General features: G+C 25.7%; 27 protein-coding genes, 1 tRNA gene and 2 other annotated features. Of the genes, 5 read left to right on the top strand and 23 right to left on the bottom strand.

Translation table 11 applies throughout. The annotated features are described in order from the left end of the window. Window positions 1-25: 25 nt before the first annotated feature. The 5 genes from thrS to D3Z33_RS01085 form a co-directional block, all read right to left on the bottom strand. A complete protein-coding gene (gene thrS / locus D3Z33_RS01105) occupies window positions 26-1,933 on the bottom strand; it encodes a threonine--tRNA ligase (RefSeq protein WP_160195950.1) in 1,908 nt (635 codons plus the stop codon). Window positions 1,934-1,990: 57 nt separating this feature from the next. Further along, window positions 1,991-2,189: a binding site (T-box leader), on the bottom strand. A gap of 54 nt (window positions 2,190-2,243) precedes the next feature. Then, window positions 2,244-2,849: a DUF445 domain-containing protein gene (locus D3Z33_RS01100; RefSeq protein ID WP_160195949.1), complete on the bottom strand. Its 606-nt coding sequence runs from the start codon at window positions 2,847-2,849 to the stop codon at window positions 2,244-2,246. A gap of 89 nt (window positions 2,850-2,938) precedes the next feature. Next, the gene (ytxC, locus tag D3Z33_RS01095; protein WP_160195948.1) at window positions 2,939-3,835 is read right to left on the bottom strand and encodes a putative sporulation protein YtxC; all 897 of its coding nucleotides are present in this window, start codon (window positions 3,833-3,835) and stop codon (window positions 2,939-2,941) included. 176 nt (window positions 3,836-4,011) lie between these two features. Continuing rightward, window positions 4,012-4,085, bottom strand: a tRNA-Cys gene (locus tag D3Z33_RS01090). 67 nt (window positions 4,086-4,152) lie between these two features. Then, complete coding sequence (locus D3Z33_RS01085; protein ID WP_160195947.1) at window positions 4,153-4,635, bottom strand: LURP-one-related family protein; 483 nt, start codon at window positions 4,633-4,635, stop codon at window positions 4,153-4,155. Between the two features lie 71 nt (window positions 4,636-4,706). Between D3Z33_RS01085 and D3Z33_RS01080 the strand changes: the two genes are divergently transcribed. Then, window positions 4,707-4,874, top strand: coding sequence for a CDIF630_02480 family spore surface protein (locus D3Z33_RS01080; RefSeq protein WP_160195946.1), 168 nt, complete (start codon window positions 4,707-4,709; stop codon window positions 4,872-4,874). 25 nt (window positions 4,875-4,899) lie between these two features. On the opposite strand, the gene D3Z33_RS01075 is transcribed toward D3Z33_RS01080, so the two are convergent. From D3Z33_RS01075 to D3Z33_RS01020, 12 genes are all read right to left on the bottom strand, one after another. Continuing rightward, entirely contained in the window at window positions 4,900-5,418 is a 519-nt protein-coding gene (locus D3Z33_RS01075) for a ferritin family protein (protein WP_160195945.1), read from the bottom strand. Window positions 5,419-5,492: 74 nt separating this feature from the next. Next, window positions 5,493-6,371, bottom strand: coding sequence for an Hsp33 family molecular chaperone HslO (gene hslO / locus D3Z33_RS01070; protein WP_160195944.1), 879 nt, complete (start codon window positions 6,369-6,371; stop codon window positions 5,493-5,495). A gap of 134 nt (window positions 6,372-6,505) precedes the next feature. Next, window positions 6,506-6,706, bottom strand: a complete 201-nt coding sequence (locus tag D3Z33_RS01065; protein WP_130807433.1) for a cold-shock protein — start codon at window positions 6,704-6,706, stop codon at window positions 6,506-6,508. Between the two features lie 108 nt (window positions 6,707-6,814). Beyond that, window positions 6,815-7,546, bottom strand: a complete 732-nt coding sequence (locus D3Z33_RS01060; RefSeq protein ID WP_160195943.1) for a class I SAM-dependent DNA methyltransferase — start codon at window positions 7,544-7,546, stop codon at window positions 6,815-6,817. Between the two features lie 33 nt (window positions 7,547-7,579). Next, a complete protein-coding gene (locus D3Z33_RS01055) occupies window positions 7,580-7,801 on the bottom strand; it encodes a small, acid-soluble spore protein, alpha/beta type (protein WP_243153385.1) in 222 nt (73 codons plus the stop codon). A gap of 153 nt (window positions 7,802-7,954) precedes the next feature. After that, window positions 7,955-8,875, bottom strand: coding sequence for a type II CAAX endopeptidase family protein (locus D3Z33_RS01050; protein WP_160195941.1), 921 nt, complete (start codon window positions 8,873-8,875; stop codon window positions 7,955-7,957). A 47-nt stretch (window positions 8,876-8,922) separates the two neighbouring features. Then, window positions 8,923-9,447 carry a hypoxanthine phosphoribosyltransferase gene (hpt, locus tag D3Z33_RS01045; RefSeq protein WP_160195940.1) on the bottom strand — a complete coding sequence of 175 codons (525 nt, stop codon included), beginning with the start codon at window positions 9,445-9,447 and terminating at the stop codon, window positions 8,923-8,925. A gap of 92 nt (window positions 9,448-9,539) precedes the next feature. Then, on the bottom strand, window positions 9,540-9,680 hold the full coding sequence (locus tag D3Z33_RS01040) for a hypothetical protein (RefSeq protein ID WP_160195939.1): 141 nt from the start codon (window positions 9,678-9,680) through the stop codon (window positions 9,540-9,542). A 55-nt stretch (window positions 9,681-9,735) separates the two neighbouring features. Continuing rightward, complete coding sequence (locus tag D3Z33_RS01035) at window positions 9,736-10,440, bottom strand: single-stranded DNA-binding protein (RefSeq protein WP_160195938.1); 705 nt, start codon at window positions 10,438-10,440, stop codon at window positions 9,736-9,738. A gap of 195 nt (window positions 10,441-10,635) precedes the next feature. Beyond that, on the bottom strand, window positions 10,636-12,069 hold the full coding sequence (locus tag D3Z33_RS01030; RefSeq protein WP_160195937.1) for a Mur ligase family protein: 1,434 nt from the start codon (window positions 12,067-12,069) through the stop codon (window positions 10,636-10,638). 69 nt (window positions 12,070-12,138) lie between these two features. Continuing rightward, on the bottom strand, window positions 12,139-12,900 hold the full coding sequence (gene pdaB / locus D3Z33_RS01025) for a polysaccharide deacetylase family sporulation protein PdaB (RefSeq protein WP_160195936.1): 762 nt from the start codon (window positions 12,898-12,900) through the stop codon (window positions 12,139-12,141). Window positions 12,901-12,971: 71 nt separating this feature from the next. After that, a complete protein-coding gene (locus tag D3Z33_RS01020; protein WP_160195935.1) occupies window positions 12,972-14,111 on the bottom strand; it encodes a YibE/F family protein in 1,140 nt (379 codons plus the stop codon). Between the two features lie 147 nt (window positions 14,112-14,258). Between D3Z33_RS01020 and D3Z33_RS01015 the strand changes: the two genes are divergently transcribed. Beyond that, window positions 14,259-15,212 carry a Na/Pi symporter gene (locus D3Z33_RS01015; RefSeq protein ID WP_160195934.1) on the top strand — a complete coding sequence of 318 codons (954 nt, stop codon included), beginning with the start codon at window positions 14,259-14,261 and terminating at the stop codon, window positions 15,210-15,212. A gap of 4 nt (window positions 15,213-15,216) precedes the next feature. On the opposite strand, the gene D3Z33_RS01010 is transcribed toward D3Z33_RS01015, so the two are convergent. Beyond that, window positions 15,217-16,323 (bottom strand): polysaccharide deacetylase family protein, encoded by a 1,107-nt coding sequence (locus tag D3Z33_RS01010; RefSeq protein WP_160195933.1) that lies wholly within the window; start codon window positions 16,321-16,323, stop codon window positions 15,217-15,219. 217 nt (window positions 16,324-16,540) lie between these two features. Between D3Z33_RS01010 and D3Z33_RS01005 the strand changes: the two genes are divergently transcribed. Together D3Z33_RS01005 and D3Z33_RS01000 are read left to right on the top strand one after the other, a co-directional pair. Beyond that, window positions 16,541-16,747 (top strand): alpha/beta-type small acid-soluble spore protein, encoded by a 207-nt coding sequence (locus D3Z33_RS01005; RefSeq protein ID WP_130807444.1) that lies wholly within the window; start codon window positions 16,541-16,543, stop codon window positions 16,745-16,747. A gap of 87 nt (window positions 16,748-16,834) precedes the next feature. Further along, on the top strand, window positions 16,835-17,371 hold the full coding sequence (locus tag D3Z33_RS01000; RefSeq protein ID WP_160195932.1) for a DUF4364 family protein: 537 nt from the start codon (window positions 16,835-16,837) through the stop codon (window positions 17,369-17,371). Window positions 17,372-17,382: 11 nt separating this feature from the next. On the opposite strand, the gene D3Z33_RS00995 is transcribed toward D3Z33_RS01000, so the two are convergent. From D3Z33_RS00995 to D3Z33_RS00985, 3 genes are all read right to left on the bottom strand, one after another. After that, a complete protein-coding gene (locus D3Z33_RS00995) occupies window positions 17,383-18,318 on the bottom strand; it encodes a YncE family protein (protein WP_160195931.1) in 936 nt (311 codons plus the stop codon). Between the two features lie 92 nt (window positions 18,319-18,410). After that, complete coding sequence (locus D3Z33_RS00990) at window positions 18,411-19,706, bottom strand: bifunctional folylpolyglutamate synthase/dihydrofolate synthase (RefSeq protein ID WP_160195930.1); 1,296 nt, start codon at window positions 19,704-19,706, stop codon at window positions 18,411-18,413. A gap of 15 nt (window positions 19,707-19,721) precedes the next feature. Further along, complete coding sequence (locus D3Z33_RS00985) at window positions 19,722-22,373, bottom strand: valine--tRNA ligase (RefSeq protein ID WP_160195929.1); 2,652 nt, start codon at window positions 22,371-22,373, stop codon at window positions 19,722-19,724. Between the two features lie 226 nt (window positions 22,374-22,599). Next, window positions 22,600-22,812, bottom strand: a binding site (T-box leader). 132 nt (window positions 22,813-22,944) lie between these two features. On the opposite strand from D3Z33_RS00985, the gene D3Z33_RS00980 reads away from it, so the two are divergent. Beyond that, window positions 22,945-23,943, top strand: coding sequence for an ABC transporter substrate-binding protein (locus D3Z33_RS00980; RefSeq protein ID WP_160195928.1), 999 nt, complete (start codon window positions 22,945-22,947; stop codon window positions 23,941-23,943). Between the two features lie 42 nt (window positions 23,944-23,985). Here the strand turns inward: D3Z33_RS00980 and D3Z33_RS00975 are convergent, their stop codons facing one another. Next, window positions 23,986-24,429, bottom strand: coding sequence for a GNAT family N-acetyltransferase (locus tag D3Z33_RS00975; RefSeq protein ID WP_130807450.1), 444 nt, complete (start codon window positions 24,427-24,429; stop codon window positions 23,986-23,988). A 105-nt stretch (window positions 24,430-24,534) separates the two neighbouring features. Next, complete coding sequence (locus D3Z33_RS00970; protein ID WP_160195927.1) at window positions 24,535-24,975, bottom strand: NUDIX domain-containing protein; 441 nt, start codon at window positions 24,973-24,975, stop codon at window positions 24,535-24,537. Window positions 24,976-25,036 lie beyond the last annotated feature (61 nt).

The raw sequence follows: 25,036 nt of genomic DNA, 5'->3' as shown, positions 1-25,036 counted from the left end.
CACCCCAAGGTGCCTTTAATTAGCTTTATTTTTCTTCTACTTCTTTTGTAATCATATCTATAAACTCTTCCACTTTTATAGCTCCAGTATCTCCTTTTTCTCTTGAACGAACTGAAACTTTACCTTCATTTTCTTCCTTTTCACCTATAACAAGCATATAAGGAATTTGTTGTAACTGTGATTCTCTTATCTTATATCCTATCTTTTCTGATCTATCATCTAATTCTACCTTTATACCTTTTCTTCTAAGTTCTTTCATTATCTTATTACCATAATCATTAAATTTATCAGATATAGGAAGTATAGTTGCTTGAACTGGAGCTAACCAAGTAGGGAATTTACCAGCAAAATGTTCTATTAGTATTCCGATAAATCTCTCAATGCTACCAAAAGCAGCAGTATGAATCACTATTGGTCTATGCTTATCTCCATCATCACCTATATATGTTAAATCAAATCTTTGAGGAAGTTGGAAATCTAATTGAATAGTACCACATTGCCATGTTCTTCCTATGGCATCTTCTAAATGAAAATCTATTTTAGGTCCATAAAAAGCTCCATCACCTTCATTTAAAATATAATCTACTTCAAGTTCTTCTAATGCATCTCTTAAAGCAGTCTCAGCCATATTCCAATCTTCTTCAGTTCCCATTGAATTTTCAGGTCTAGTAGATAATTCAATATTATATTTAAAATCAAAAGTAGTATATATTTCATCAATTTTTCTAACTACATTTTTTATTTCCTCTTTTATTTGTGATGGTAACATAAATATATGAGCATCATCTTGAGTAAAGGCACGAACTCTCATAAGTCCATGTAAAACACCTGATAGTTCATGTCTATGAACTCTACCAATTTCAGCTACTCTCATTGGAAAATCTCTATAAGAATGAAGATCATTTTTATAGACAAGCATTCCACCTGGACAGTTCATAGGCTTTATAGCATAGTCTTCCTCATCAATTTTAACTGTATACATATTTTCTCTATAATGATTCCAATGACCAGAAGTCTCCCATAGTTTCCTATTTAGAATAAGAGGAGTTTCTATTTCAACATAGTCTTTTCTCTTATGAAGATCTCTCCAATAATCTAAAAGGGTATTTTTAAGTTCTGTTCCTTTTGGTAAGAAGAATGGAAATCCAGGACCTTCTTCTAATATAGTAAATAGACCCAATTCTTTTCCTAATTTTCTATGGTCTCTTTTCTTAGCTTCTTCCATACGTTCAATATATGCATCTAAATCTTTTTTCTTTTCAAAAGAAGTCCCATATATTCTTTGAAGCATTTTATTCTTTTCATCGCCTCTCCAATATGCACCTGCTATATTTAGTAATTTAAAAGCTTTAACTTTTTTTGTGCTTGGTAAATGTGGACCTCTACATAAATCTACAAAGTCTCCTTGTTTATAAAAAGATATTTCTTCATCTTCTGGTAAATCTTCAACTAACTCTATCTTATAATCTTCACCTTGTTCTCTTAGAAATTCAATAGCTTCTTCTCTTGGTAAAACAAACTTTTCCATAGGTAAATCTTGTTTTACTATTTTTTTCATTTCTTTTTCTATTTTTTCTAAATCTTCTGGAGTGAATTTATGATCAGTATCAAAATCATAATAAAATCCATCTTTTATTGCAGGTCCAATTGCTAGCTTAGTGTCAGGGTATAATTTTTTAACTGCATTTGCTAATATATGAGCACTAGTATGTCTAAATACTTCATCTCCACCCTCATCATTAAATTTTAATAATACTAAATCAGCATCTCTAGTTATTTCTTCATTAAGACCAACTAATTTGTCATTAACCTTTGCACCAGTTACAACTCTTGCAAGTCCTTCACTAATACCTTTTGCAACTTGTAAAGGAGTTACTTTTTCTTCATATTCTTTTATAGAATTATCCGGTAAACTAATTTTTATATTTGCCATATCTATTCCTCCTTATAATTTTGTTTTAAAAAATAAAAAACCTCACTCCTAGAATACTCTAGGGGCGAGGTATATTCGCGGTTCCACCCTTGTTTTTACTTTAAAATCTTAACGTGATTAGCGGAAATCTTTAGCCTAATGGTTCAGATTCAACTCCAGGTTAGTTTTCAATTGAACATATTTAGAAACACTTACAGCTATTGTATTTCCTCTCTTTAAACTGTTTTCAATTTACTCGACCTTTCAAAGTTATTATAAATATATTTATAACATTATACAACATCCTATGTTAATTGTCAATGTTTTTTATTTAAAATACAAAAAATACTAATATTCCTTGTATAGCTCCTATCAATAATCCTAATATCCCTCCTAATATTTCTATATGCTTCAATTCTTTTTTTGCAATTGATATAATTATTTCTTCAACCTTTTGTATTTCATAATTATTTATTTTATCTTCTACAATTTCTGATATTTTTACTTTTTCAATTGTTTTATCAATCATTTCATCAATTAATTCCTTTATTGTTTTATCTCCTTCTTTTGCGATAAAATCATTTACATAACTTAATATCATCTTCTTTACCGTAGAAGGGATAATAGAAGGCATTTTTTTATCTACTATTTCATTCACTTTTTGCATAATTTTAATTTTTATTTTGTATATATCATCTTCTTCTATTACTCTATCAATTATTTCATGAATAGATAAAAGTTCCTCTTCAACTACTAAACCAATACTCTTAGCTACTTCATCTTTTCTTTTTGGTATTAGACCTTGTATTTTAAAGTTAATTATAGGAATATTTATAGGATACAAAGGTCTAAAAAGTAATTTAATTGCTACTATATTGGTAAGCCAACCTATAGTCCCTCCTATTATCATCATTGTTAATATCTCTAATATTGCCATTTAAATTCACCTCATCTTTATGTTAACCATGCTATTATATCATATTTATCTAATTAAAAAAACTTCTAAAGTATACTTTAGAAGTTTTTTTAATGTTGCTTATGAATATCAATTTTTTGATCTATTCTACATAAATTACAACCTTCACATATTAGTACATTATCATCAAATAAACTTTTTATTATTTGTATTACATCATCTTCTTTTCGATTCCCTAAATGTACAATCACCTTCTTAGGAGCAATTGTTATAAGTGAACTTATTAGAAGATCATCATATCCCATTTCATTATATTCCATCTCATCAGCAATTTGCTTAAGGTAATTATTATCAATGATTTTCATATTATTATCATATAATAAATATCCATTTTTCACAAAAAATATATTCACTATTTCAAATTTAGGAGTTTGAATTTCCATAAAATATTTTAACATATTTATAAAATCTTCAAATTCTTTTTCTAATATAAACTCTTGTATTATATCATCAACTGTATTTTTTATAAAACGTCTTAAAAATTTTAATCTAAAATTTATAAAACCTTCAATATTAATACAATTATTTTGACTTAAATAATCCAATAATAATTTATTAATTTTTGACCTTTTGCTTAATCTAGGTTTTATTAAATTATAATCTTTATATTCTTTTTCTATATAATATAAGCTTTTATTACATATATTATCTATATCAGCATCTTTAAAGTAAATATCTTTATTTGCTAATTCTTTTTTAATCATATGAAATTGATAATTTTTTAAAATTAAATCTGATAATTCACTAGCTATATTATCATTTATAATTTTTTTTATATATTCTTCATTTTCTTTTTCATCTATAAAATAACTGATTTTTGATAATTCACCTATTTTATTATATATTTTTTTAACATCAGTTATACTATCTATCATTTTAACTTTATTGTTTAAAATATTAAAAATATCACAAATTCCACTGTTATACTCAATAGTTAAACAGTACATCTTCTCACTCCTTTCTACTGTAATAGTAGTATATGTTTAATGATTACTGTTATTCAATTATTAATATACATTATATTCAATTACAAGGAATTATTACTGTAATAAATTTTCAAATAAAAATAACTCTTGATAGCATTATATGCAATAATGCTATCAAGAGTTTAAAATAGTTAAAATGGAGGCGGCACCCAGATTTGAACTGGGGATAAAGGATTTGCAGTCCTCTGCCTTACCACTTGGCCATGCCGCCATATATAATATTAATTGTCCAACAAGTTAAATTATATCATATTTAAAAACTAAAATCAATATTGATTTTAATTTCCTATATCAAATAAAATAAAATCAATAGTTACAATTACTGAAAAAATAAATAACAATTCATCATTTAATAAAATAGTATCAACTTCATATGCTTCAGATAAAAGTATAGCTCTTTTACTTATATTAGCTATTTTTTTATCATTATTCCAAATTTCAAATTCCATAGAAGAAGGGTCACCTTCTAATGTATATCTTTTATTATCTTTATTGATTATAAAATTATGACTAAATAACATTCTGTCATATAATATATTACCTATTAAATTTTCTTTTTTATAAATATTAAATTTTTGATTATTTACATTATCCTGAATATTAATAGTCAAAATTTCTTTTTCTTTTGGATCAAAAAAAGTGAAAATATTGTTATTAAAATAATTAGCTTTTACTATATCATATAATAGTTCTTGTTCTGAATTCTTAATAGTTATATGAGTAGATTTATTAGGAATATTTTTTTCTATTTTAAATTTCATACTATACCTCCATAATATATATAAAATATTATATCACATATAGGGAAATAATATAATTGAGGTGAAGTATTATGAAAAAACAAATTTCAAGTAAAAAAGAAAAATTTTGTTTTGAAAAACCTAGTTCAAAACAAGCAATTTCAGATATACATCACGAAGAAGGAGAAGCTAAAGTTCCTATTCCTAGTTTAGATCAAGTAATGAAAGCCAAAGAATGGGTAGATAATGTAGAAAAATAAAAGACAAATCATAATGATTTGTCTTTTAAAAATCTTCTAAATGATTAAATCTAGCATCTTCTAACCATCTTTCTGATTTTGTTACATGATCTATCATATTATCTATAGCTTGATAATGTTTCTTTTCTTCAATTATTAATCTTTCAAAAATTTTCTTATCACATTCATTTTTTGCATTATCTACTTGTTTTTGATAGAAATCTATTGTCTCTTTCTCTAACTCTAAAGCATGTTTATAAGCTTTTATTGTCTCAGAAATATTTATTTTAGCATAAAGAAAATCTTCATTAGTTTCATTTTCATAGGAAGTATTCCTGTCTAACCTTTTACTAAAAATTGTATCTACATCTTCCATATTAATCTCACTATTACAGTCAAAAAAATTTTCTTTTATATTTTTTATTATTTCATAATGCTTTTTTTCATCTTCCGCCATCATTTTAAAGATATTCTTTATACCTTTACTTTCAGTTTTCTTCATTTGTTCTTTATAATACTGTTCTCCTTCTTTTTCCATTTTCATAGCTATCTCATAAATATCCATTTAAAAACCTCCTTATATTCATTAATTTAAATATACCCTTAAATATTTAATATTAACAAATAGGACTTATGCTTTTAAATTCTGTCTATTAAATCTTGAAGTTCTTTTTTCTCAAAATTATATTTTTGATTACAAAAATGACAAACTAACTCCGCATTTTCATCTTCATTTATTATACTTTCAAGTTCATCTTTCCCTAAACTGATAAGTGCTCTCTCCATACGATCTTTATTACAATCACATATAAATTCAACTTCTTTTTTCTCTGTTACTTTCATTGAAAACTCACCAAAAACTTGTTCAAGAATATCTTCTGGTTTTGATCCTTCATCTATCAAAGATGAAATAAATGATAATATGGTTATGTTTTTTTCTAATTTAGATAAAACTTCTTCTTCTATATTTGGAAGAACTTGAACAATAACTCCACCTGCTGCTTTTACACTTCTATCTTTATCTATTAATACTCCTAATGCAACTGCAGAAGGTTGCTGTTCTGAAGCTGTGAAATAATTTGCTATATCTTCAGCAATTTCTCCACTAACAATATTAGATTGTCCTACATATGGTTTTTTAAGTCCTAAATCTTTAATTACTATTAATTTACCATTTTTTCCTACAGCTTTACCTACATTTAATTTACCATCTTTTCTATCTTCAACCTCTACTCGAGGATTAGAAATATAACCTTTTACTTGACCTTTACTATTTGATACTGCAAGAATATTATTAATAGGCCCATCTCCCCTAAATTGGAGAGTTAATTTATCTTTATCACCTTTTAACATAGAACCCATCATTGTTGCTCCTGTTAAAGTTCTTCCTAATGCAGCTGTTGCTACTGGAGATGTATGATGAATACTTCTAGCCTTTTCTACCATATTAGTAGAACTAATAATAAATACTCTAAAAGAAGCATTTTCATCACTAGCTCTTATTATATAATCTTTCATAATAAATCCTCCTAATTTTAATCATTTGATACTTATTATACCCACAAAATAATAGTTTTACATAAAAAAATTAAGACCCCTCATTGGAGTCTTAATTGCTACATTAACTATATATTAAATATTATTATATTTTCTTATAGTTTAGTGATATTAGTAGCTTGTGGGCCTTTTTCGCCTTCAACTATTTCGAATTCAACTTCTTGACCTTCTTCTAAAGTTTTGAATCCGTCACCTTGAATTGCTGAATAATGTGCAAATACATCTTCACCATTTTCTCTTGTTATAAATCCATAACCTTTAGTTGCATTGAACCATTTAACTGTTCCCTTTTCCATTAAAAACATTCCTCCTAAAATCTATTACCTGTAGATATGTACTATATACTATCTACTACTTCTATAGTCTATCATAGTATTTTTTTTATGTCAAACAAAATTTTAATTTTATTTAATTGCTACAAAATTAATTCTTGTACTATATTCTTTGGGTCTTTCAAATGATAAACCATCAAAAGTTGATATTTTTTCAAATCCAACTTTCTTTAATAATAACACAATTTCTTCTATATGAAAAGCCCTTTCTCTATGAAATTCATTAAATCTATGATAAACATCATTTTCTTTTATAAAAAATGTAAGATAGAAGTTACTTATATTATCTTTGAATTCATTCTCCCATGTATAAAAAACATCATCTTCATCATGTACAAATGTGTTGTCTCCTATTACTTCAGACAATTTATAATATGAATTAATATCAAATATAAATATTCCTTCATTGTCTAAATGATTATAAACATTTAAAAATGTTTTTTTTAAATCTTCTATATTTATTATATAATTTATACTATCACATATGCTTATTATTGAATCAAATTTTTTATTAAAATTAAAATTTAACATATTCATATTTCTTATTGATACGTTTTTATATTTTCTAAGCTTTTCATATGCTATTGATAACATTTCTTCAGATAGATCAAAGCATTCAATGTTATATCTTTCTTTTGCTAAAATCTCTGTTAAGTTTCCTGTACCGCAAGCCATTTCTAATATATTGTTTGGTTTTTTACCAAATTTATTAAATATATCTTTTATGTAATTATACCAATTCATATAATTAATATCTTTCATCATTAATTTGTCATAAATCAATGAAAACTCATTATATGCCATTAAATATCCCCCTTATTTAAAACTAGTCTTTAGTTATGCTTCTTTTTTATTTGATTCTTGTTTTTTATCTTTATTTTTCTTTTTTCTAACATTTATTAATCCGCCAATTTTGCCAGTTTCTTTTGCAGTTAATCCACCCCATCCAAATTTCTTAACTTTATCTGTCAACCCTAACTCCTCAGCAATTTCATACTTCATCTTATCTTCAAGAGTTTCCCTTTTCTTTTTCTTAGCCATTTTATACCTCCTCATCATTATTATGAGAAAATATAAATCAAAATATACTCTTGATTTTAGTTTAAATAAATGATAAACTATTACTTGTTGGAAAATTACTACTTTTCCCACTCCCCTTTAATAGCGTAAAGCTATTATATATTATGGCCAACTCCCCCAAGTTGGCCTTTTTTATTTATATGCTAATATATTTAATATTATAAATCCTACAAATGTTATTATAATCGGTATATACTGAAAAAATCCTTTTTTCTCTAAATTATTTTCTTCAAAATTTTCAATTTCAACTTTTTTATTTATGGATAATTTCTTATAAAGAAATAAAGCTATTGCACCTGTAAAAAATGAAATACCTAATAACAAAAATGATGATGCTAGAAGAGCTGTTGTTTCTGAAACATTAGGACTAACTCCACCAGCTGATTCAGTAACTGCATCTATATTACCTAAAAGATATGTTAGGCTCCATGCAACTGCATTATTAGTTGTATGAGCTATAATACCAGATACTAATGAATTTGTTCTATATACTATAAATCCAAATACTACTCCTAAAAACATAGGTCCCAATAAATTTTGAATATTAAAATGAAAAACTCCAAAAAGTAAAGCAGATATAAATATAGCTTTTTTATATCCTTTTCCTTCATAAGACTTCATTATGAATCCTCTAAACATAAACTCTTCACAAATTCCTGGAGTTACAGCTATTATAAATAATCCTAATAAATAAAAACTACTAGAAGTTGGTGTGGGTATAGGATTTGGTTTTAATTCACTAAATAAACTTATAATTATTAGCATTATAGAGTTCAAAAATGTTCCTAATGGATATATTAATATAGTTATTAATACTATTAACAATCCATCTTTTAATTTTATTTTGTTTAATCTTAAAACTTCTTTTATATTATACTTTTTAATTTTTAAATATATAATCACAGGTAATAATATCAATATATACTCTGTTATAATAAGTCCTGAAAATAATTCATAAGATTGTGCCATACCACCAATAGTAAGCAATAAAATAGCAATAATTAAATAAAAAATATTAGTTTCTAATATTTTAGGTCTATTTATTTTTTCCATATTATCTCCTTAAAATAAGTATTATAAATAAGCATTAATATTAATGCTTATTTATCTTCAAAAACAAATATATCTTCTACATTTCTATAATAATCTCCATAATTTAAACCATATCCAGCTATAAATAAATCAGGTATCCTAAAACCATAATAATCAGGTTCAATTTCTACTTCTCTTCTTTCAGGTTTATCTAAAAGAACACATGACTTTACAGATTTTGGATTTCTTTTTCTTAAATATTCCATAATAAATTTCATTGTATTACCAGAATCTACAATATCATCTACTATTAATATATCATAATCTTCTATATTTGCATGGAGATCATTGACTACTCTAACTTTTCCCGAAGAATACTCTTGGCTCCCATAGCTAGATGTTGTCATAAATTCCACTCTTACTCTTAAATTTATTTTTCTAACTAAATCTGCTGTAAAAATAAAACTACCTTTCAATAAAGAAACTACCAAGAGATTTTTGTCCTTATAATCATTTGTAATTATTTGTCCTAACTCTTTTACTTTATCAGCTATCTCTTCTTTAGAAATAACTACTTTACATTTTTCATCCATAAAATCAACTCCTAGTATTCTTCTATTAACCTAATCTTTAATCATTTAATGACTATTTTATTTCAATTCATTTATCATGTCAATACTGTTAATTAATCGTCATTGATTCCACTTAAATAATTTCTTATTCTTTTTAACTCAAATAATATTTTATTCAATGTATATTGAATGGAAGCTCCTATTATAAGAATTATCAGTCCAAATATTAATTTAAATTCTATGTTAAAATCCATTCTTACACCTCCTTATATATATTATAACAAAAACAGCCATTAATGGCTGTTTTATTTAATATGCTTCTGATTTTAAATTTGATTTATATGTTTCATCTTCATCTTCTTTGTTTTCTCTATTATTATCATCTTTTATGTATTCTAGTTTTGAAATAGATACTTCAAATGCCATTTTATTTACTACACTTCCGTCTGAAAGTCTTTTTTGATATTCACGACTTTGTATTCTCCCCCAGATTTTTATATGATCACCAATTTCTAAATTTTCACAAAATCTTGCATTTCTTCCCCATGCAATACAAGGAATATAATCTGATTTATTATAAGCTCTATTAACTGCGATTAAAATATCAGTTATCTCTCTTCCAAAAGGAGTTGTTCTGTAAATTGGTTTTTTACATATAAATCCATCCAAATAAATTTCATTTGGCCTTTTAATTTTTTCTTGATATTCTTCTTCACAAGGTATGTATAAATCTCTAGCAAAAATAGTTAATATTAATTTATTATGACCATTATTATACCTATTATAGGACCTTAATTGTCCTTCAACTATAATAGTTTTCCCTACCTCAATATCCAAGTCTATTAACAATCTTTCTGATACAGTTACAGGCAATATATCAGTATGTTCACTTAAACGAGGGATTTCAATATTATAAATATAAAAAGATTCCCCATACATTTCATGACTGAATACTTTGTCTTCAACCACCTTTCCTACAATAGTTACTGAGTTGCTATTTGCAACATTCTCCATAAATGCCCCACTTCCTTTCCTATTCTTATGTGATTTTGGATCCTAAAATAATATTATTCATTTAATGTTATAATTATGAATAATTATTTTAATTTTTATCCTTATCATTAGTAATGAATATTAATCCCCTAAATTTAATATTAGACATAAGTTGTGAAATTCCTTTTTTTATATAAATAAAAATAGTAGAAATTTCTAAGAAATTTCTACTATTTGTTTAAATATTTCTTTTCCTTTATTCATTCCTTGTGACCCTAATAAAAGAATTATATCATCTTCATCTGCATAATTTATTGCCTTTTTAATTGAGAAATAAAGACTATCATAGAGTTCATGTTCAACTTCATAATCCCTAAATATATATTTATATTGATTAATTTCATCCTCATTAACCTTATCATTAATATCCACTACATCATCACTTAAAGTAACAATTATTTTAGGATTATTAAATAATTCATACCAGGAAGCTAAAACATAAGCATTTTCTTTATTTATTTTTATTCCTCTACTACCTCTAATAGCATTTACTATTATTATTTTATTATATTTCAAACTTCTTACTCTATCTAAGACAGCTTGATAGCTTGCTGGATTATGGCAAAAGTCATCTATCACAATAAAGTTACTATCATGTATCTTCTCAAATCTTCTTGAAATATTTTTTATATTTGAAAGTGATTTTCTTATAATATTAATATCAATATCATAATATAAAGCACAAGATATTGCTGCTAAGCTATTATAAACATTATAAATCCCAGATATATTCATAAACACATTAAATTCTTGTGGCTCATATTCATTTCCTTTATCTGAAATTATACTTCGTTGAATACACACAGTAAAACTCAAATTTTCATCCATTTGTATGCTTGATGCGGTTATACTTGACTTTGAATTAAGTCCATAAGCTATGGTTAAAACATGATTGTTTCCTTCCAAAATTTTCTTTGAATTATTATCATCTATATTAATTATTGCTAATTTGTTTTTATCTAATGAATTAAATAATCTTTTTTTACTATTTAAATAATCTTGAAATGAATTATGAAAATCCATATGATCTATATCTATATTTGTTAGAATAGCAACATCAAAATTTATTCCGTGTGTTCTATAAAGCTTCAATGCATGTGATGAAACCTCCATTATAACAACTTCTATATTTTGCTTTCTTAGTCTAAATAATATCTCATATAAGTTTTCAGAATCAGGTGTAGTCATATTAATATCAGTATATTCATCATTTATTTTTAATCCTAATGAACCTATAAGTGCAGTTTTTTTGTTAGCTTTTTTAAAAATATCATCTATTAAATGAGTTGTTGTTGTTTTTCCATTTGTTCCAGTCACTCCTATAATAGTCATATCATCTGTAGGATAATCATAAAACTTATTTAAAAGTTCTGCCAATTTAATTCGTGAATTTTCAACTTTTATTACAGGGATTTCTTTATTTTTAATATCTTTTTCAGTATATATTATAACTGCACCATTGTTTATAGCTTCATCTATATAATCATTTCCATCAAATTTCTGACCACATATAGCTACAAATATAAAACCTTTTTTTACTTTTTTTGAGTTGCATGTTATTCCAAATATCTCCATATTCATTATATACATTTTAAATCTCCTCTATAAATTAAATTGCAATTATTATCTTTAGTTTTCACAATTATTATGCACCAAACATTACTTTTTATATTGTATTCCTCTATGGTCTATATAATAATCTTTTTTATATATAACTTCAGAAATAGGCACTATTTCATACCCTTTTTCTTTTAACTCTTTTAATATAATAGGTAAATATCCTGTTACATATTTTGCATTATTATGAAATAAAATAATTGATCCTGAGTTTATATCTTTTACAACTCTATCTACTACAGGTTGAACTCCCTTTTCCTTCCAATCCAAAGAATCTATGCTCCATTGTATTACATGATAATTATTTTTATTAGAGACTTCAATCAACCTATTATTATAATCTCCATAAGGTGGTCTAAATAATACAGTAGTTTTCCCTGTTAATTTGTGTATTTTTTTTTCTGTTTTTTTTAATTCTTCTACTATCTGTTTTTCACTTAGCTCAGACATATATGGATGACTTGAAGAATGATTCCCAATCTCATGCCCTCTTTTATCAATCTCTTTGACTAATTCAGGATATTTATCTACCCAAAACTCTACTAAAAAAAATGTAGTTTTAATTTTATTTTCATCTAAAATATCTAAAATGTCTTTAGTAAATTCATCACCCCAAGCTGCATCAAAACTTATGGCAACTTTTTTATCATCTCTATCTACTCCATATATTGGTAGCTTTTTATCAGGAGAAAATACTTCTGCTATATTTGGATCTGAACTTTTAATAAATATTATACTCAATACTAATAAAATTATTGAAAATAAAATTATAATATTAATCTTTTTAAATAAATATTTTTTCACATATATCACCCCATATATTATAATTACTATATTATATTAGGTGATATGCTAAATTAGTAATATAAAAAATTTTAATGCTTACTACTTGTCTTCTTATCAATTCTGTTATAAAGATTAGATGCTACTATGGCTGTTATAGGTACTGTAAATATAAGTCCTATACTTCCTGCTAGAGCTCTTAATATTTCAGATGCTATCATATCTCTATTTATAATATCAATTATATTAAAATCATGTGCCATAAACAAAAGCATCAAATGTATAGAACCGCCAGAATAAGCTAATATCAATGTATTAGACATAGTACCCATTATATCTTTACCTACATTCATTCCTGATTTTATTAATTGTTTTGTTGTCATTTCAGGATTAGCTGTTTTAATTTCATTTATTGATGAAGCTATCGACATACTAACATCCATTACAGCTCCCAAAGCTCCTAATATTATTCCAGCAAATAATATACCTTTAAAATTAAATGAATCTCCTTGTTCAACTAAACTTAACATTTGGGCTTCTTCTGTTCCAAGTCCAGTAAGACTTGCTAATTCACCAATAATAAGTGTAATAAGTCCTGCAACTAATACGCCACCAGTTGTTCCAATTATTGCAGCTAAAGCTTTTCTATTGAAGCCTGAAATTATTACAAGAGTAACAGCAATTATACAAATAGAAATTATTATAGATAAATAAATTGGATTATATCCTTTTAATATAAGAGGTAACATTATTTTAAGCACTGCAAAAGCAGTTATTAATAATGTTATTATAGCTTTTAGTCCTTTTAATCCTCCAATAATCAACAGTAATAGAAAGAATACAATTCCTAAATATAAAAGATATTTATCACGTGCAATTTCTGATATGTACCCTTCAATTATTTCTCCACTTTCATCTTTTTCTAAATATACTAATACATCATCATTTTGTTCTACAACTATATTATAAGCAAACATACTATCAACATGATTTTCAACTATTATTTTTTCACCTTTATTTTCACCGCTTGTAATCTCCAACTCAATGGTTTGTATTGTTGTTGTTTCACCTTCTGCATAAGATGTTTCTTGCTCATCTTCAGATAATATTTCAAGCACTTTTGCTCTTACGGGTTCTGGTTTTTCTTCTACATTTTGATCTGCAAATGTAGCATTAACATTGACAAATATTAGTGTAATTAAAATTATAAATACAAATATTTTTTTATCCATAGTATTCTTCTCTCCTTTTAAAAGAATAATAATATACTTAACCATTAAATCATTGATTCATTCATTAGTCAATAAATATCAAATTTAAATTACTAGAATAATTAGTATTAATACATGAATATATTTATTGTATAAGGGGTGAAATAAATGAATATATTACATGAAACAAATATGAAATCTATTATAGAATTCATATTTGGATTAACAATTTTCATATTATCTATAAGACTCTTATCTTCCTACATGGAAAATAATTTAAATAATAAAATCAAAAATATTTTAACTGATTTTACATATAAAAAATTTAATGGATTAATTATAGGTATTATAATAACAGTAATAGTACAAAGTAGTAGTTTAGTTATTGTACTTGTAATTATATTAGCTCATAGTAATGTATTAGATATAAAAAGAGCATTACCAATTGTATTAGGTTCAAATATTGGTACAACATTTACAGGACAAATTACAGCCTTTAATGTTAAAAATATTTTACCTATAATAATACTCTCAGGTTTAATATTATATCTATATAGCATGGATAATAAATATAGATTAGCAGGTAGTTTTATATTATGTATATCTTTGATTTTCATAGGAATAGAACTTATGGGTTCATCATTATATAAAGTTACAAGCTCTAATTATATCTTAAAAAATATAGGATATGTATATGATAGTAAAATTAACTCTATATTATTTGGCTCTTTTTTTAGTTCTTTGATTCATAGTAGCTCAACATCTATTGTACTTCTACAATTAATAAGTGAAAAAGAAATAATTCCACTATTATCTTCTATATATATATTATTTGGATTAAACATAGGTACATCTATTGATGCAATAATAGCAGGCATAAGTACTAATAATTATGGTAGAAGAATAGCTTTATTTCATCTCTTATTTAATATACTTGGTGTCATAATATTTTTTTATTTAGGTGATCTATTAAAAAGCTTAGTAATGATTTTATCCCCTTATAATATTTCAAGACAAATAGCAAATGCACATACTATTTTCAACATAACTATAGTTATGTTAATATTTCCATTTATTGATTATATTTCTGATATTCTTAATCCAAAAAAATTAGGTAGTTAACTACCTAATTTTTTTCATAAATATATAATTCTTTATCTTTTATCTTTGATTTATCAATGTTTTGTTCTTCATCTTTAGGAACAGTTACTATATTAGGAGAACCATCACTAATAAATTTTCTAGATGGATTATTTTCAAATCCTTTCATCCAATCATACATACCTACTCCATCTACTTGTGTTTCACTAGCTCGTACTCTTTGAATACTTAAAGGATCAAACTCTTTATTTATAGGAGACACACTTGGTTTCCATCCTACATTTAAAATAGCAATATTTTTATAACTAGTACTATCAAAGCTACCTTCTTCTAAATATTTTTCTAATGACCCCCTTGGTCTTCCACCATTAGCAAGTGCATAAGTATTAACTTCATAATCTGGTACTATAGAATTTATAAACTCTACTTGTTTTGCAATATATTCTTGTACCTTCTCTTCTGAACTTACATTTGTCATATCATTATGATCTATAGTATGGTTTCCTATATCCATTCCTTTATCTATTATATAATTCAACTTATATTCAATTAATTCTGGTTGTCTAAAAGGATTTGTTCCATTTATAAAAAATGTTGCTTCAAGTGGAAAATCTGGATGTTTTTCATGAAACTCTTCTAATATTCCTACAGCACTATTTGGATTTATTTGTTTTTCTCCATTCTTCTCTATTATATCAAAATTGTTTTGTCTTCCATCATCAAAAGTTAAAACTACCGGAGTATAGCCTGCTTCTGTTGTTATATTATTATTTACTAAATCTTTTAAACTAATAGGTCTGTATCCTTTATCATAAAGTGTCTGTAAATCTCTTCTAAAATTTTCATGTGTTCTATCCCATACATCTTCTTTATCAGTTATTCCATGATACATAAGTACCATTATTTCTCCATTTTCATTAGGCTTTAAAGATAAATCAATATCTTCTTTAGTTATTTTTTCTTCTTTTTCTTTATTATTCTCTTCTTCATCCACTTTTGTATTATCATTATTTTCTTGTTTATCTTGATTTATACCATCATTGTCTGGAGTAGTTTCTTTAGACTCTGATTTGCAACTGCTTAAAGTTAATAAAATAAGTAATATCAAAAAAACACTTAAAATTTTTTTCATATTTTCCCTCTTTTCTTATGTTTTTATTATATAATTTATTATATCAAATATCCATATACTATTAAAATATATATCTTTATTACAAATTTAATAATATGTAATATATCTATTTTTTATATTTTTAATCATTAACTTCCAGTATCTTTTTTTGAGATTCAGGTTATATTAATATTACAACAGAAAAAGTTGTATATAAAAATTTTAGGAGGTCTTTAAAGTGGCTAATAATACAAATAGAATAGTAGTTCCAGAAGCTAGAAAAGCTTTAAATCAAATGAAAACTGAAATAGCAAATGAATTAGGTCTTACAAATTATGATAATATAGATAAAGGAACTTTAACATCTAGACAAAATGGTTATGTTGGTGGATACATGACTAAAAAATTAGTTGAATCTGCACAAAGACAAATGTCAGGTAAATAAGTAATTTTTAAAAAGAGAAATAAGTTTAAACTTATTTCTCTTTTTTATGTTATAATTTATATGATTAATAGTATTAAGGGTGATATAATGTTTATTGAAAATAGTGATGAATTAGCACAAAATAAGTTAATATTATTGTACATTTTTAACAAAATAGATTATCCTACTACAAATTCTGAAATTACTCAATTTGTTTTAGAAAATAATCAAATGAATTATTTTTTAGTACAACAATATTTAAGCGAATTAGTAGCATCAAATTTTATAACCATAAAAACTAAAGATGGTAATGAATATTACAATATAACAGAAGAAGGAAAAAAAGTTCTAGAGTTATTTTACGAAAGAATAGCTACTGAAACAAAAGATTTAGTAGATAGAAAGTGTTCTATAAAAAATGAAGAAAAAGTTAAAGAAAAGCAAATTATAGGCAATTATTATAAAAAAAATGATACTGAATATATTGTTAATTTAAAAGTAGTTGAAAATGACAATACTTTATTTACACTTTCATTAAATGTAGTTTCTAATGAACAAGCAAAGATGATATGTAAAAATTGGAAACAAAATCCTCAAGTTATATATAAAAAATTTATAGATATTCTTGCAACAAAAATGGATTAATCTTTTTATCTTTATAAAAAGATTAATCCATTAGGTTCTTTACCTACATATATTTGATTAACTATAGAATTTTTATTTATATCAAAAACTAAAAGTGAATTTTTAACTAAATCAGTTATATATAATATATTGTCACCATCCCATAATATATCATTAGGCATTCCTCCAAGATATATCTTATCTATACTATCTGTAATATAATTTATCTTATATAAAAATCCATCACCACCATTAGTAGAAAAAATTATATTCTTATCTTTTAATATAACCATATCTAATAATGTTTCTTCTATAAATATCCTCTTTGATACTTTTTGATTTTTCAAATTTAAAAAAGAAATTGAACTCTTCATGTTTTCGCACTCACATGACAATATCAACATATTCTCATCCAATATATGAAAATGTAACGGTAATATATCTATATAGATCTTTTCATCTTTATCTTGATTTAAATCAATTACACTTATAGTATATTCATTACTGTTAGCTATATATAATTTATTATTCTGTTTATCAATTTTTATATCATGAGGTTTTTCACCAACAGATATATTTTTAATCAAATTAAACTCTTCTATATCTACTATAGATATAGAATTAGAATCACTGTTTGTAATATATATATATTCATCAGAAATTGCTATGTGGCTAGGACAACAACCAACATATACTAAATCAATAATTTCTCTTTTAGAAATATCAATTTTTAGTATATTGTTCCCATAATAATTTACTAAATAAATTATATTAGGTTTTGAATTTTTAAAGATAGAATGGGTTCTATAATTGAATACTTTATCATCTATCTTATATTTTATCTTATCAAAACACATATCAGTATAATTTATTTTAGAGATTTTAAAATCTTTATTTGGTTCTATTATATTTAGAGAGTTCTCCCCTGAACTAGAAACTATAATTTTTCTGTTCTCAAACCGATTCATCTTTTCACCTCTTTTATTCTATATAACACTTTATGCTAATAGATAAAATTAGGTGAATACCCCTTATTATTAAAATAATAAGAGGTATAAATTTATCTTTCTTTTATTAACTTTCTAACTTCACCAATTAAATATAAAGAACCTGACGCAACAATCAAATCGCCTTCATTATATTCCTCAAAGGATAAATTAATAGCTTGCTCAATATTTTCTTCTGAAACAACTTTTTGATTAATTTTATTAATTTTTTTTGCTAAGTCTTTAGAACTCATCGCCCTAGGAACTCTCGGTTTAGTAACTATTATATTGTCAGCATGTGGTATTATTATAGATAATATCTTATATACTTCTTTATCTTCTAACATACCTATAAGTAAAATCAACTTATTAAATTCAAATAAATTCTCTATGTTTTCTACTAAGGACTTTGCTCCAGCCTCATTATGAGCACCATCTATAATAACTTTAGGATTATTATTTATTATTTCTAACCTTCCCATCCATATAGTACTTTCAAGTCCTTTTCTAATATCTTCTTCACTAATATTTATTTCATTATTATCATTTAATATTAGTAACGTCTTAACTGCTAAACTTGCATTATATACTTGATATTTTCCTATTAAGTTTATTTTAAAATTTCTATATATTTTATCTTTATGTGAAATATTAAATACTGAACCTTTATCATTACATCTATCTATGCTAATATCATTAAAATCTAAAAACATAATTTCAGATCTTTTTTCTTTGCTAACATTTAAAAGAACATTACGAGCTTCATTTTGTTGAGGATAAGAGATTACTGTAGAGTTTTCTTTTATAATTCCAGCTTTTTCATATGCTATTTTTTCTATAGTATCACCTAATATATCCATATGATCTAAAGATATAGGAGTAATTACAGATATTAAAGGTTTCCCTATAATATTTGTAGAATCATATCTTCCTCCAAGTCCTACTTCTAATACTACAATATCAGTTTTTTCTTCAAGAAAATATACAAATGCTATTGCTGTAACTATTTCAAATTCAGTAGGATGATTGTATCCTTCTTTTAACATTTGTTCTACTTTTCCTTTTACCTTTAAAGTAACTTCACTTAATCTCTTATCACTTATATTTTGGTTATTTACTCTGATTCTTTCATTAAAAACCTCTAGATAGGGCGACGTAAATGACCCTACCTTGTATCCAGATTCAAACAATATACTAGAAATAAAAGAAGTGGTTGAACCTTTACCATTAGTACCTGCTATATGAATAAATTTTAATTTATCGTGTGGATTTCCTAATAACTCTAATAATTTTTTTATATTATCTAATCCCAATTTACTTCCAAATTTTCTAGTACCATGTATAAATTCTAAAGCTCCATTATAATTCATATTTCCACCTCTTTATTAATCTTTTTTATCTATAATGTTGTTTAATCGCTCTACAACTTTATCTAGCATCCCTTCGTATTTTTGTTTCTTCTCTCTCTCCTGATTTACTATAGACTCTGGAGCTTTTTCTACGAATCCTTTATTTGATAACTTTCCATTTACTCTTTTAATTTCATTTTCTAACCTTGATTTTTCTTTTTCTAATCTTTCTATCTCTTTATCAAAATCTACAAGCTCTTCAAGAGGTAAAAATATTTCAGCACCTTCTACAACAGCACTCATTGCATCATCTGATATTCCATCTTTATTTTCCTTTATTTCTACACTAGATGCTGAAGCAAGTGTAGTAAAGAATAATTCATTATTTTCTAATATTTTTCTTTTATTATAATTTTGTGTTACAAATATAGCCTTTGCTTTTTTAGAAGGAATAACATTCATTTCAGCTCTTATATTTCTTATGCTTTTTATTGCATCCATAATAAAATCAATTTGTTCTTCTGCTTCAACAAAATTATATTTATCATCATTTTCCGGCCAATTAGATACCATTATACTTTCATTACTCTCATTTATATAACTATATATTTCTTCTGTTACAAAAGGCATAAAAGGATGAAGTAATTTATTTATATCCCCTAATACATGTATAAGAACATTTTTAACTGTAATTTTATCAGCTTCGTCTTCTCCATATAATCTAGGTTTAACCATTTCTATATACCAATCACAATATTCATTCCATGTAAAATCATATATCTTTTGTGCTGCAAGTCCTAATTCAAACTTATTTAGATTATCATCAATTTCCTTTATAGCACTATTTAATCTAGAAATTATCCACTTATCTTCTACCTTTAGATTTTCATTATCTATCCCTGTAAAATGAAATTCTTCCCCTAAATTCATTATTACAAATCTAGAAGCATTCCATAATTTATTAGCAAAATTTCTGCTTGATTCTACTCTTTCAACATAGAATCTCATATCATTACCTGGAGTATTTCCCGTTATAAGAGAAAATCTTAAAGCATCTGCACCATATTCGTCTATTATTTCTAATGGATCAATTCCATTTCCTAGAGATTTACTCATTTTTCTACCTTCAGAGTCGCGAACAAGTCCTGTAATAAATACATTTTCAAAAGGAACTTCTCCCATTTGTTCAACACCTGAAAATACCATTCTTACAATCCAGAAGAATATAATGTCATATCCAGTTACAAGTACATCTGTAGGGTAAAAATATTCTAATTCTTTAGTGTTTTGTGGCCAACCTAATGTTGAAAAAGGCCAAAGTGCTGATGAAAACCAAGTATCAAGTGTATCTTCATCTTGAATTAAATTTTCTGAGTTGCATTTCGTACATTTTTCTGGTCTTTTTTTAGATACAATTACTTCACCACAATCTTTACAATAATATACTGGAAGTCTATGTCCCCACCATAACTGTCTTGATATGCACCAATCTCTAATATTTTCTAACCAATTTAAATAAATCTTTTCAAACCTTTCTGGTATAAATTTAAATTTACCATTTTTTAAAGCTTCTATTGCAGGTTCTGCTAGAGGCTTCATTTCTACAAACCATTGTTTTGATATAATAGGTTCAACTATAGTATCACATCTTTCACAATGACCTACATTATGATCATGATCTTTTATTTTTACTAAATAATCTTTATCTTCTAAATCAGATACAATTTGTTTTCTAGCTTCATATCTTTCAAGACCTTCGTACTTTCCACCATTACTATTTATTTTAGCATTATCATCTAATATTTTAAGATTTTCCAAGTTATGTCTTAGTCCTATTTCAAAATCATTAGGATCATGTGCTGGAGTTATTTTAACTGCACCAGTTCCAAACTCCATTTCAACGTATTCATCTTTAATTATTGGTATTTCTCTTCCTACTAGTGGTAAAATAAGAGTTTTACCTACTAAATCTTCATACCTTTCATCATTTGGATTTACTGCAACTGCTACATCACCTAGCATTGTTTCAGGTCTTGTAGTTGCTATTTCTATAAATTTATCTTCTCCTTTTACAGGATATTTTACATGCCACAATTTACCTTGTGATTCTTGATGTTCAACTTCTGCATCTGAAATAGCTGTAGCACAACTAGGGCACCAATTTATTATTCTATCTCCTCTATATATTAAACCTTTTTCATATAATCTAATAAAAACTTCTTCTACTGCATCACTTAAACCTTCATCCAGAGTAAATCTTTCTTTTGACCAATCACAAGAAACACCTAGTTTTCTTAATTGATTTTTTATATTTCCACCATATTCTTCTGTCCATTCCCAAGCCTTTTCTAAAAATCCTTCTCTTCCTAAGTCTTCTTTACTGTGACCTTGTTCTTTTATACGGGTAACTACTTTTGATTCAGTAGAAATACTAGCGTGATCAGTTCCAGGAAGCCATAATGCTTCATAACCGTCCATTCTCTTCCATCTTGTTAAAATATCTTGAATAGTACTATTTAATGCATGACCCATGTGAAGATTTCCTGTTACATTAGGAGGTGGCATCATAATAGTAAATGGTTCTTTATTTTCATTTACATCTGCTTTGAAATAACCTTTATTATTCCAATCATTATATAGCCTATCTTCAAACTCTTTAGGATTATACGTTTTTGCTAAATTCTCCATTTAATTCACTCCTCTTTATTTTCCATAAATCATTAATATAACTGAAATAATAGTAAGTAAAAGACCTGATACTTTTATTTTAAGTAAGGATTTCAAATCTTTTATCTTCCCTTTATTATACTGTCTATCAGCACCTAAAACTATTACACTACTAATTAAAAATATTACTATACCTAATTTAAAAATAAGACCACCCCTTATAAACTAAAAAATACCTCCATCCTTATATAAGGACGAAGGTAATCGCGGTACCACCTTAATTTCAATTCTGAAATTGACTCTCTTAGTTTTAACGAACATTGTCCGTTCAGATTTACTACTAGTTCAATCTGAAAGCTCAAAAGCTACCTTCAACAAAAGTTTACTTCTGAATCCTTTCAGCCAAGGGATTCATTCTCTAAAAGTTCTCTTGTCTACTCCTCTTTCTCATTGCCTCTAATTTTTATATTATATATAATTATATATTTATTATACTATTATTGTCAACATTAATGCATAATTAAACTAATAGTAACATATATATTCCTTCAAAATATAATAAAGTATAGTGAATAAATTTTGGAGGTGTATCATGAAATCTAAATTATTAGCAGTAATATTAGTAATTTCTTTATTTATCTTGCCAATTTTATCAGGTTGTAAAGATGAAGCAAAGTTAGAAAAAGTAAGACTTATAGAAGTTACCCACTCTGTTTTCTATGCTCCACAATATGTAGCATTAGAAAAAGGATTTTTTGAAGAAGAAGGCCTTGATATAGAGCTTACAAATGGTAAAGGTGCAGATAAATCAATGACAGCTTTACTATCAGGAGAAGCTGATATAGGATTTATGGGACCTGAGGCAAGTGTGTATGTATATAATAGTGATAAAGATAACTATGCTATTAACTTTGCACAACTAACTCAAAAAGATGGTTCTTTCTTAGTTGGAAGAGAAAAAGATGATAATTTTACATTTGATAAATTAAAAGGTAAAACAATTATAGGAGGAAGAAAAGGTGGTATGCCAGAAATGACTTTAGAATATGTATTAAAATCTAAAGATATCACACCTGGTAAAGATGTAGAAGTTAGAACTGATATACAATTTGCTGCAATGGCTGGAGCATTTTTAGGTAGAGAAGGAGATTATGTAACCCTATTTGAGCCTGTGGCTTCAGAATTAGAAAAAGGAGGTAAAGGACATATTGTAGCATCCATTGGGGAAGAAGCAGGATATGTTCCTTATACATGCTATAGTGCAACCAAAGAATATATAAAAGAAAATCCTGAAATAATTCAAAAATTTACAAATGCTGTTTATCGTGGTATGGTCTGGGTCAATGAAAATTCTTCTGAAGATATTGCTGAAGCTTTAAAAGGACAATTTCCTGATACAGATAAAGATATATTAATATCTCTTGTAGAAAGATATAAAAATCAAGATACTTGGAAACCTGATTTAGTTTTAACTGAAGAAGGTTTAGAGCATATGATGGACATAATGGAACTAGCTGGAGTACTCGATAATAGAGCTCCTTATGAGCAAATAGTAAATACTGAATTTGCTAAAAAAGCTATGGAAAAATAGAAGTAGGGTTAACCCTACTTCTATTTTGTAGATTAAATAATATTAAATTTCATATTTAAATAAAAGCTCGCCATTCTCATCTTTTTCGTTCATATATTTAAAGCCAATACTCTTATATAAATTATACGCTGCTTCATTTCCAGGAACAATACTTAAATATATAGTATTTACTTTGTATTTTTCTAAAACTATGTCTATAAGTTTATTCATTGCAATTCTTCCATAACCCTTACCTTGATACTTTTTATCTATTAATATTCTATCAATCCACGTATCTTTATTAGGACCAAAAGAACCATACATAGCAAATCCAATAATTATATCATTCTTATATATAGCTACTGGATTCCACTCACTATACATACTAGCTTCTTTTAAACATTCATCTACAGTTTCAATAAAATTTTCTTGTGTACCTTTTAATTCTATTTTTCTAACTGCTTCTTCATTGCTTTTATCAATATTTCTAAAGTTTATATTGCTCATTGTATTACCTCATTTTCATCCTAAGTTAATCTATATTTCTACACCATAGATAAAATACCCAAAATTAATAACAATATAGATATTTTTAATGATAGTATTTTTAGATTAGTAACCATAAAAAACCTCAGTTTTATATTTTGACTTTTCTTTCTTTTTAATTTCTTCTAATAAGGATTTAACAAATCCACCTAATTCATAATTATCAATTTCATTTAAATCTACCCATTCGTATTCTTCTGCTTCTTCATTTAAAACTACATTATATGAATCTGTTTTACATATATAATCAATAAATATAAAATGTTTATCTTCATGAAACACTTCATTATAAACACTTTCTTTTATGCTAATCAATTTAATGTCATATATTTCCAATCCAGTCTCTTCTAATATTTCTCTTTTCAATGCTTCCTCCATTTTTTCCCCTAACTCAATATGACCACCAGGAATTATATATTTATTATTCCATTTATGAGATTTGCAAAGAAGTATTTTATTATCAGGATTAAATATAACTGCACCTACTGTTATTTCTGGATATTTCATAATTATTAACTCCCTTCTTATTTTTTGAGTTTTAGTAAATTAAGAAAATACTATTCGATAA

Origin of the sequence: Senegalia massiliensis, from assembly GCF_009911265.1 — a bacterium.
GTDB lineage: Bacteria > Bacillota > Clostridia > Tissierellales > SIT17 > Anaeromonas > Anaeromonas massiliensis_A.
This window is presented reverse-complemented; position numbering and strand designations above follow the sequence as displayed.

Excerpts from the sequence above, each read along its gene's own strand:
- thrS (WP_160195950.1), bottom strand. The coding sequence starts at position 1,933 with ATGGCAAATATAAAAATTAGTTTACCGGATAATTCTATAAAAGAATAT.
- D3Z33_RS01100 (WP_160195949.1), bottom strand. The coding sequence starts at position 2,849 with ATGGCAATATTAGAGATATTAACAATGATGATAATAGGAGGGACTATA.
- ytxC (WP_160195948.1), bottom strand. The coding sequence starts at position 3,835 with ATGTACTGTTTAACTATTGAGTATAACAGTGGAATTTGTGATATTTTT.
- D3Z33_RS01085 (WP_160195947.1), bottom strand. The coding sequence starts at position 4,635 with ATGAAATTTAAAATAGAAAAAAATATTCCTAATAAATCTACTCATATA.
- D3Z33_RS01080 (WP_160195946.1), top strand. The coding sequence starts at position 4,707 with ATGAAAAAACAAATTTCAAGTAAAAAAGAAAAATTTTGTTTTGAAAAA.
- D3Z33_RS01075 (WP_160195945.1), bottom strand. The coding sequence starts at position 5,418 with ATGGATATTTATGAGATAGCTATGAAAATGGAAAAAGAAGGAGAACAG.
- hslO (WP_160195944.1), bottom strand. The coding sequence starts at position 6,371 with ATGAAAGATTATATAATAAGAGCTAGTGATGAAAATGCTTCTTTTAGA.
- D3Z33_RS01065 (WP_130807433.1), bottom strand. The coding sequence starts at position 6,706 with ATGGAAAAGGGAACAGTTAAATGGTTCAATGCAACTAAAGGTTATGGA.
- D3Z33_RS01060 (WP_160195943.1), bottom strand. The coding sequence starts at position 7,546 with ATGGCATATAATGAGTTTTCATTGATTTATGACAAATTAATGATGAAA.
- D3Z33_RS01055 (WP_243153385.1), bottom strand. The coding sequence starts at position 7,801 with ATGATGAGGAGGTATAAAATGGCTAAGAAAAAGAAAAGGGAAACTCTT.
- D3Z33_RS01050 (WP_160195941.1), bottom strand. The coding sequence starts at position 8,875 with ATGGAAAAAATAAATAGACCTAAAATATTAGAAACTAATATTTTTTAT.
- hpt (WP_160195940.1), bottom strand. The coding sequence starts at position 9,447 with ATGGATGAAAAATGTAAAGTAGTTATTTCTAAAGAAGAGATAGCTGAT.
- D3Z33_RS01040 (WP_160195939.1), bottom strand. The coding sequence starts at position 9,680 with ATGGATTTTAACATAGAATTTAAATTAATATTTGGACTGATAATTCTT.
- D3Z33_RS01035 (WP_160195938.1), bottom strand. The coding sequence starts at position 10,440 with ATGGAGAATGTTGCAAATAGCAACTCAGTAACTATTGTAGGAAAGGTG.
- D3Z33_RS01030 (WP_160195937.1), bottom strand. The coding sequence starts at position 12,069 with ATGTATATAATGAATATGGAGATATTTGGAATAACATGCAACTCAAAA.
- D3Z33_RS01020 (WP_160195935.1), bottom strand. The coding sequence starts at position 14,111 with ATGGATAAAAAAATATTTGTATTTATAATTTTAATTACACTAATATTT.
- D3Z33_RS01015 (WP_160195934.1), top strand. The coding sequence starts at position 14,259 with ATGAATATATTACATGAAACAAATATGAAATCTATTATAGAATTCATA.
- D3Z33_RS01010 (WP_160195933.1), bottom strand. The coding sequence starts at position 16,323 with ATGAAAAAAATTTTAAGTGTTTTTTTGATATTACTTATTTTATTAACT.
- D3Z33_RS01000 (WP_160195932.1), top strand. The coding sequence starts at position 16,835 with ATGTTTATTGAAAATAGTGATGAATTAGCACAAAATAAGTTAATATTA.
- D3Z33_RS00995 (WP_160195931.1), bottom strand. The coding sequence starts at position 18,318 with ATGAATCGGTTTGAGAACAGAAAAATTATAGTTTCTAGTTCAGGGGAG.
- D3Z33_RS00990 (WP_160195930.1), bottom strand. The coding sequence starts at position 19,706 with ATGAATTATAATGGAGCTTTAGAATTTATACATGGTACTAGAAAATTT.
- D3Z33_RS00985 (WP_160195929.1), bottom strand. The coding sequence starts at position 22,373 with ATGGAGAATTTAGCAAAAACGTATAATCCTAAAGAGTTTGAAGATAGG.
- D3Z33_RS00980 (WP_160195928.1), top strand. The coding sequence starts at position 22,945 with ATGAAATCTAAATTATTAGCAGTAATATTAGTAATTTCTTTATTTATC.
- D3Z33_RS00975 (WP_130807450.1), bottom strand. The coding sequence starts at position 24,429 with ATGAGCAATATAAACTTTAGAAATATTGATAAAAGCAATGAAGAAGCA.
- D3Z33_RS00970 (WP_160195927.1), bottom strand. The coding sequence starts at position 24,975 with ATGAAATATCCAGAAATAACAGTAGGTGCAGTTATATTTAATCCTGAT.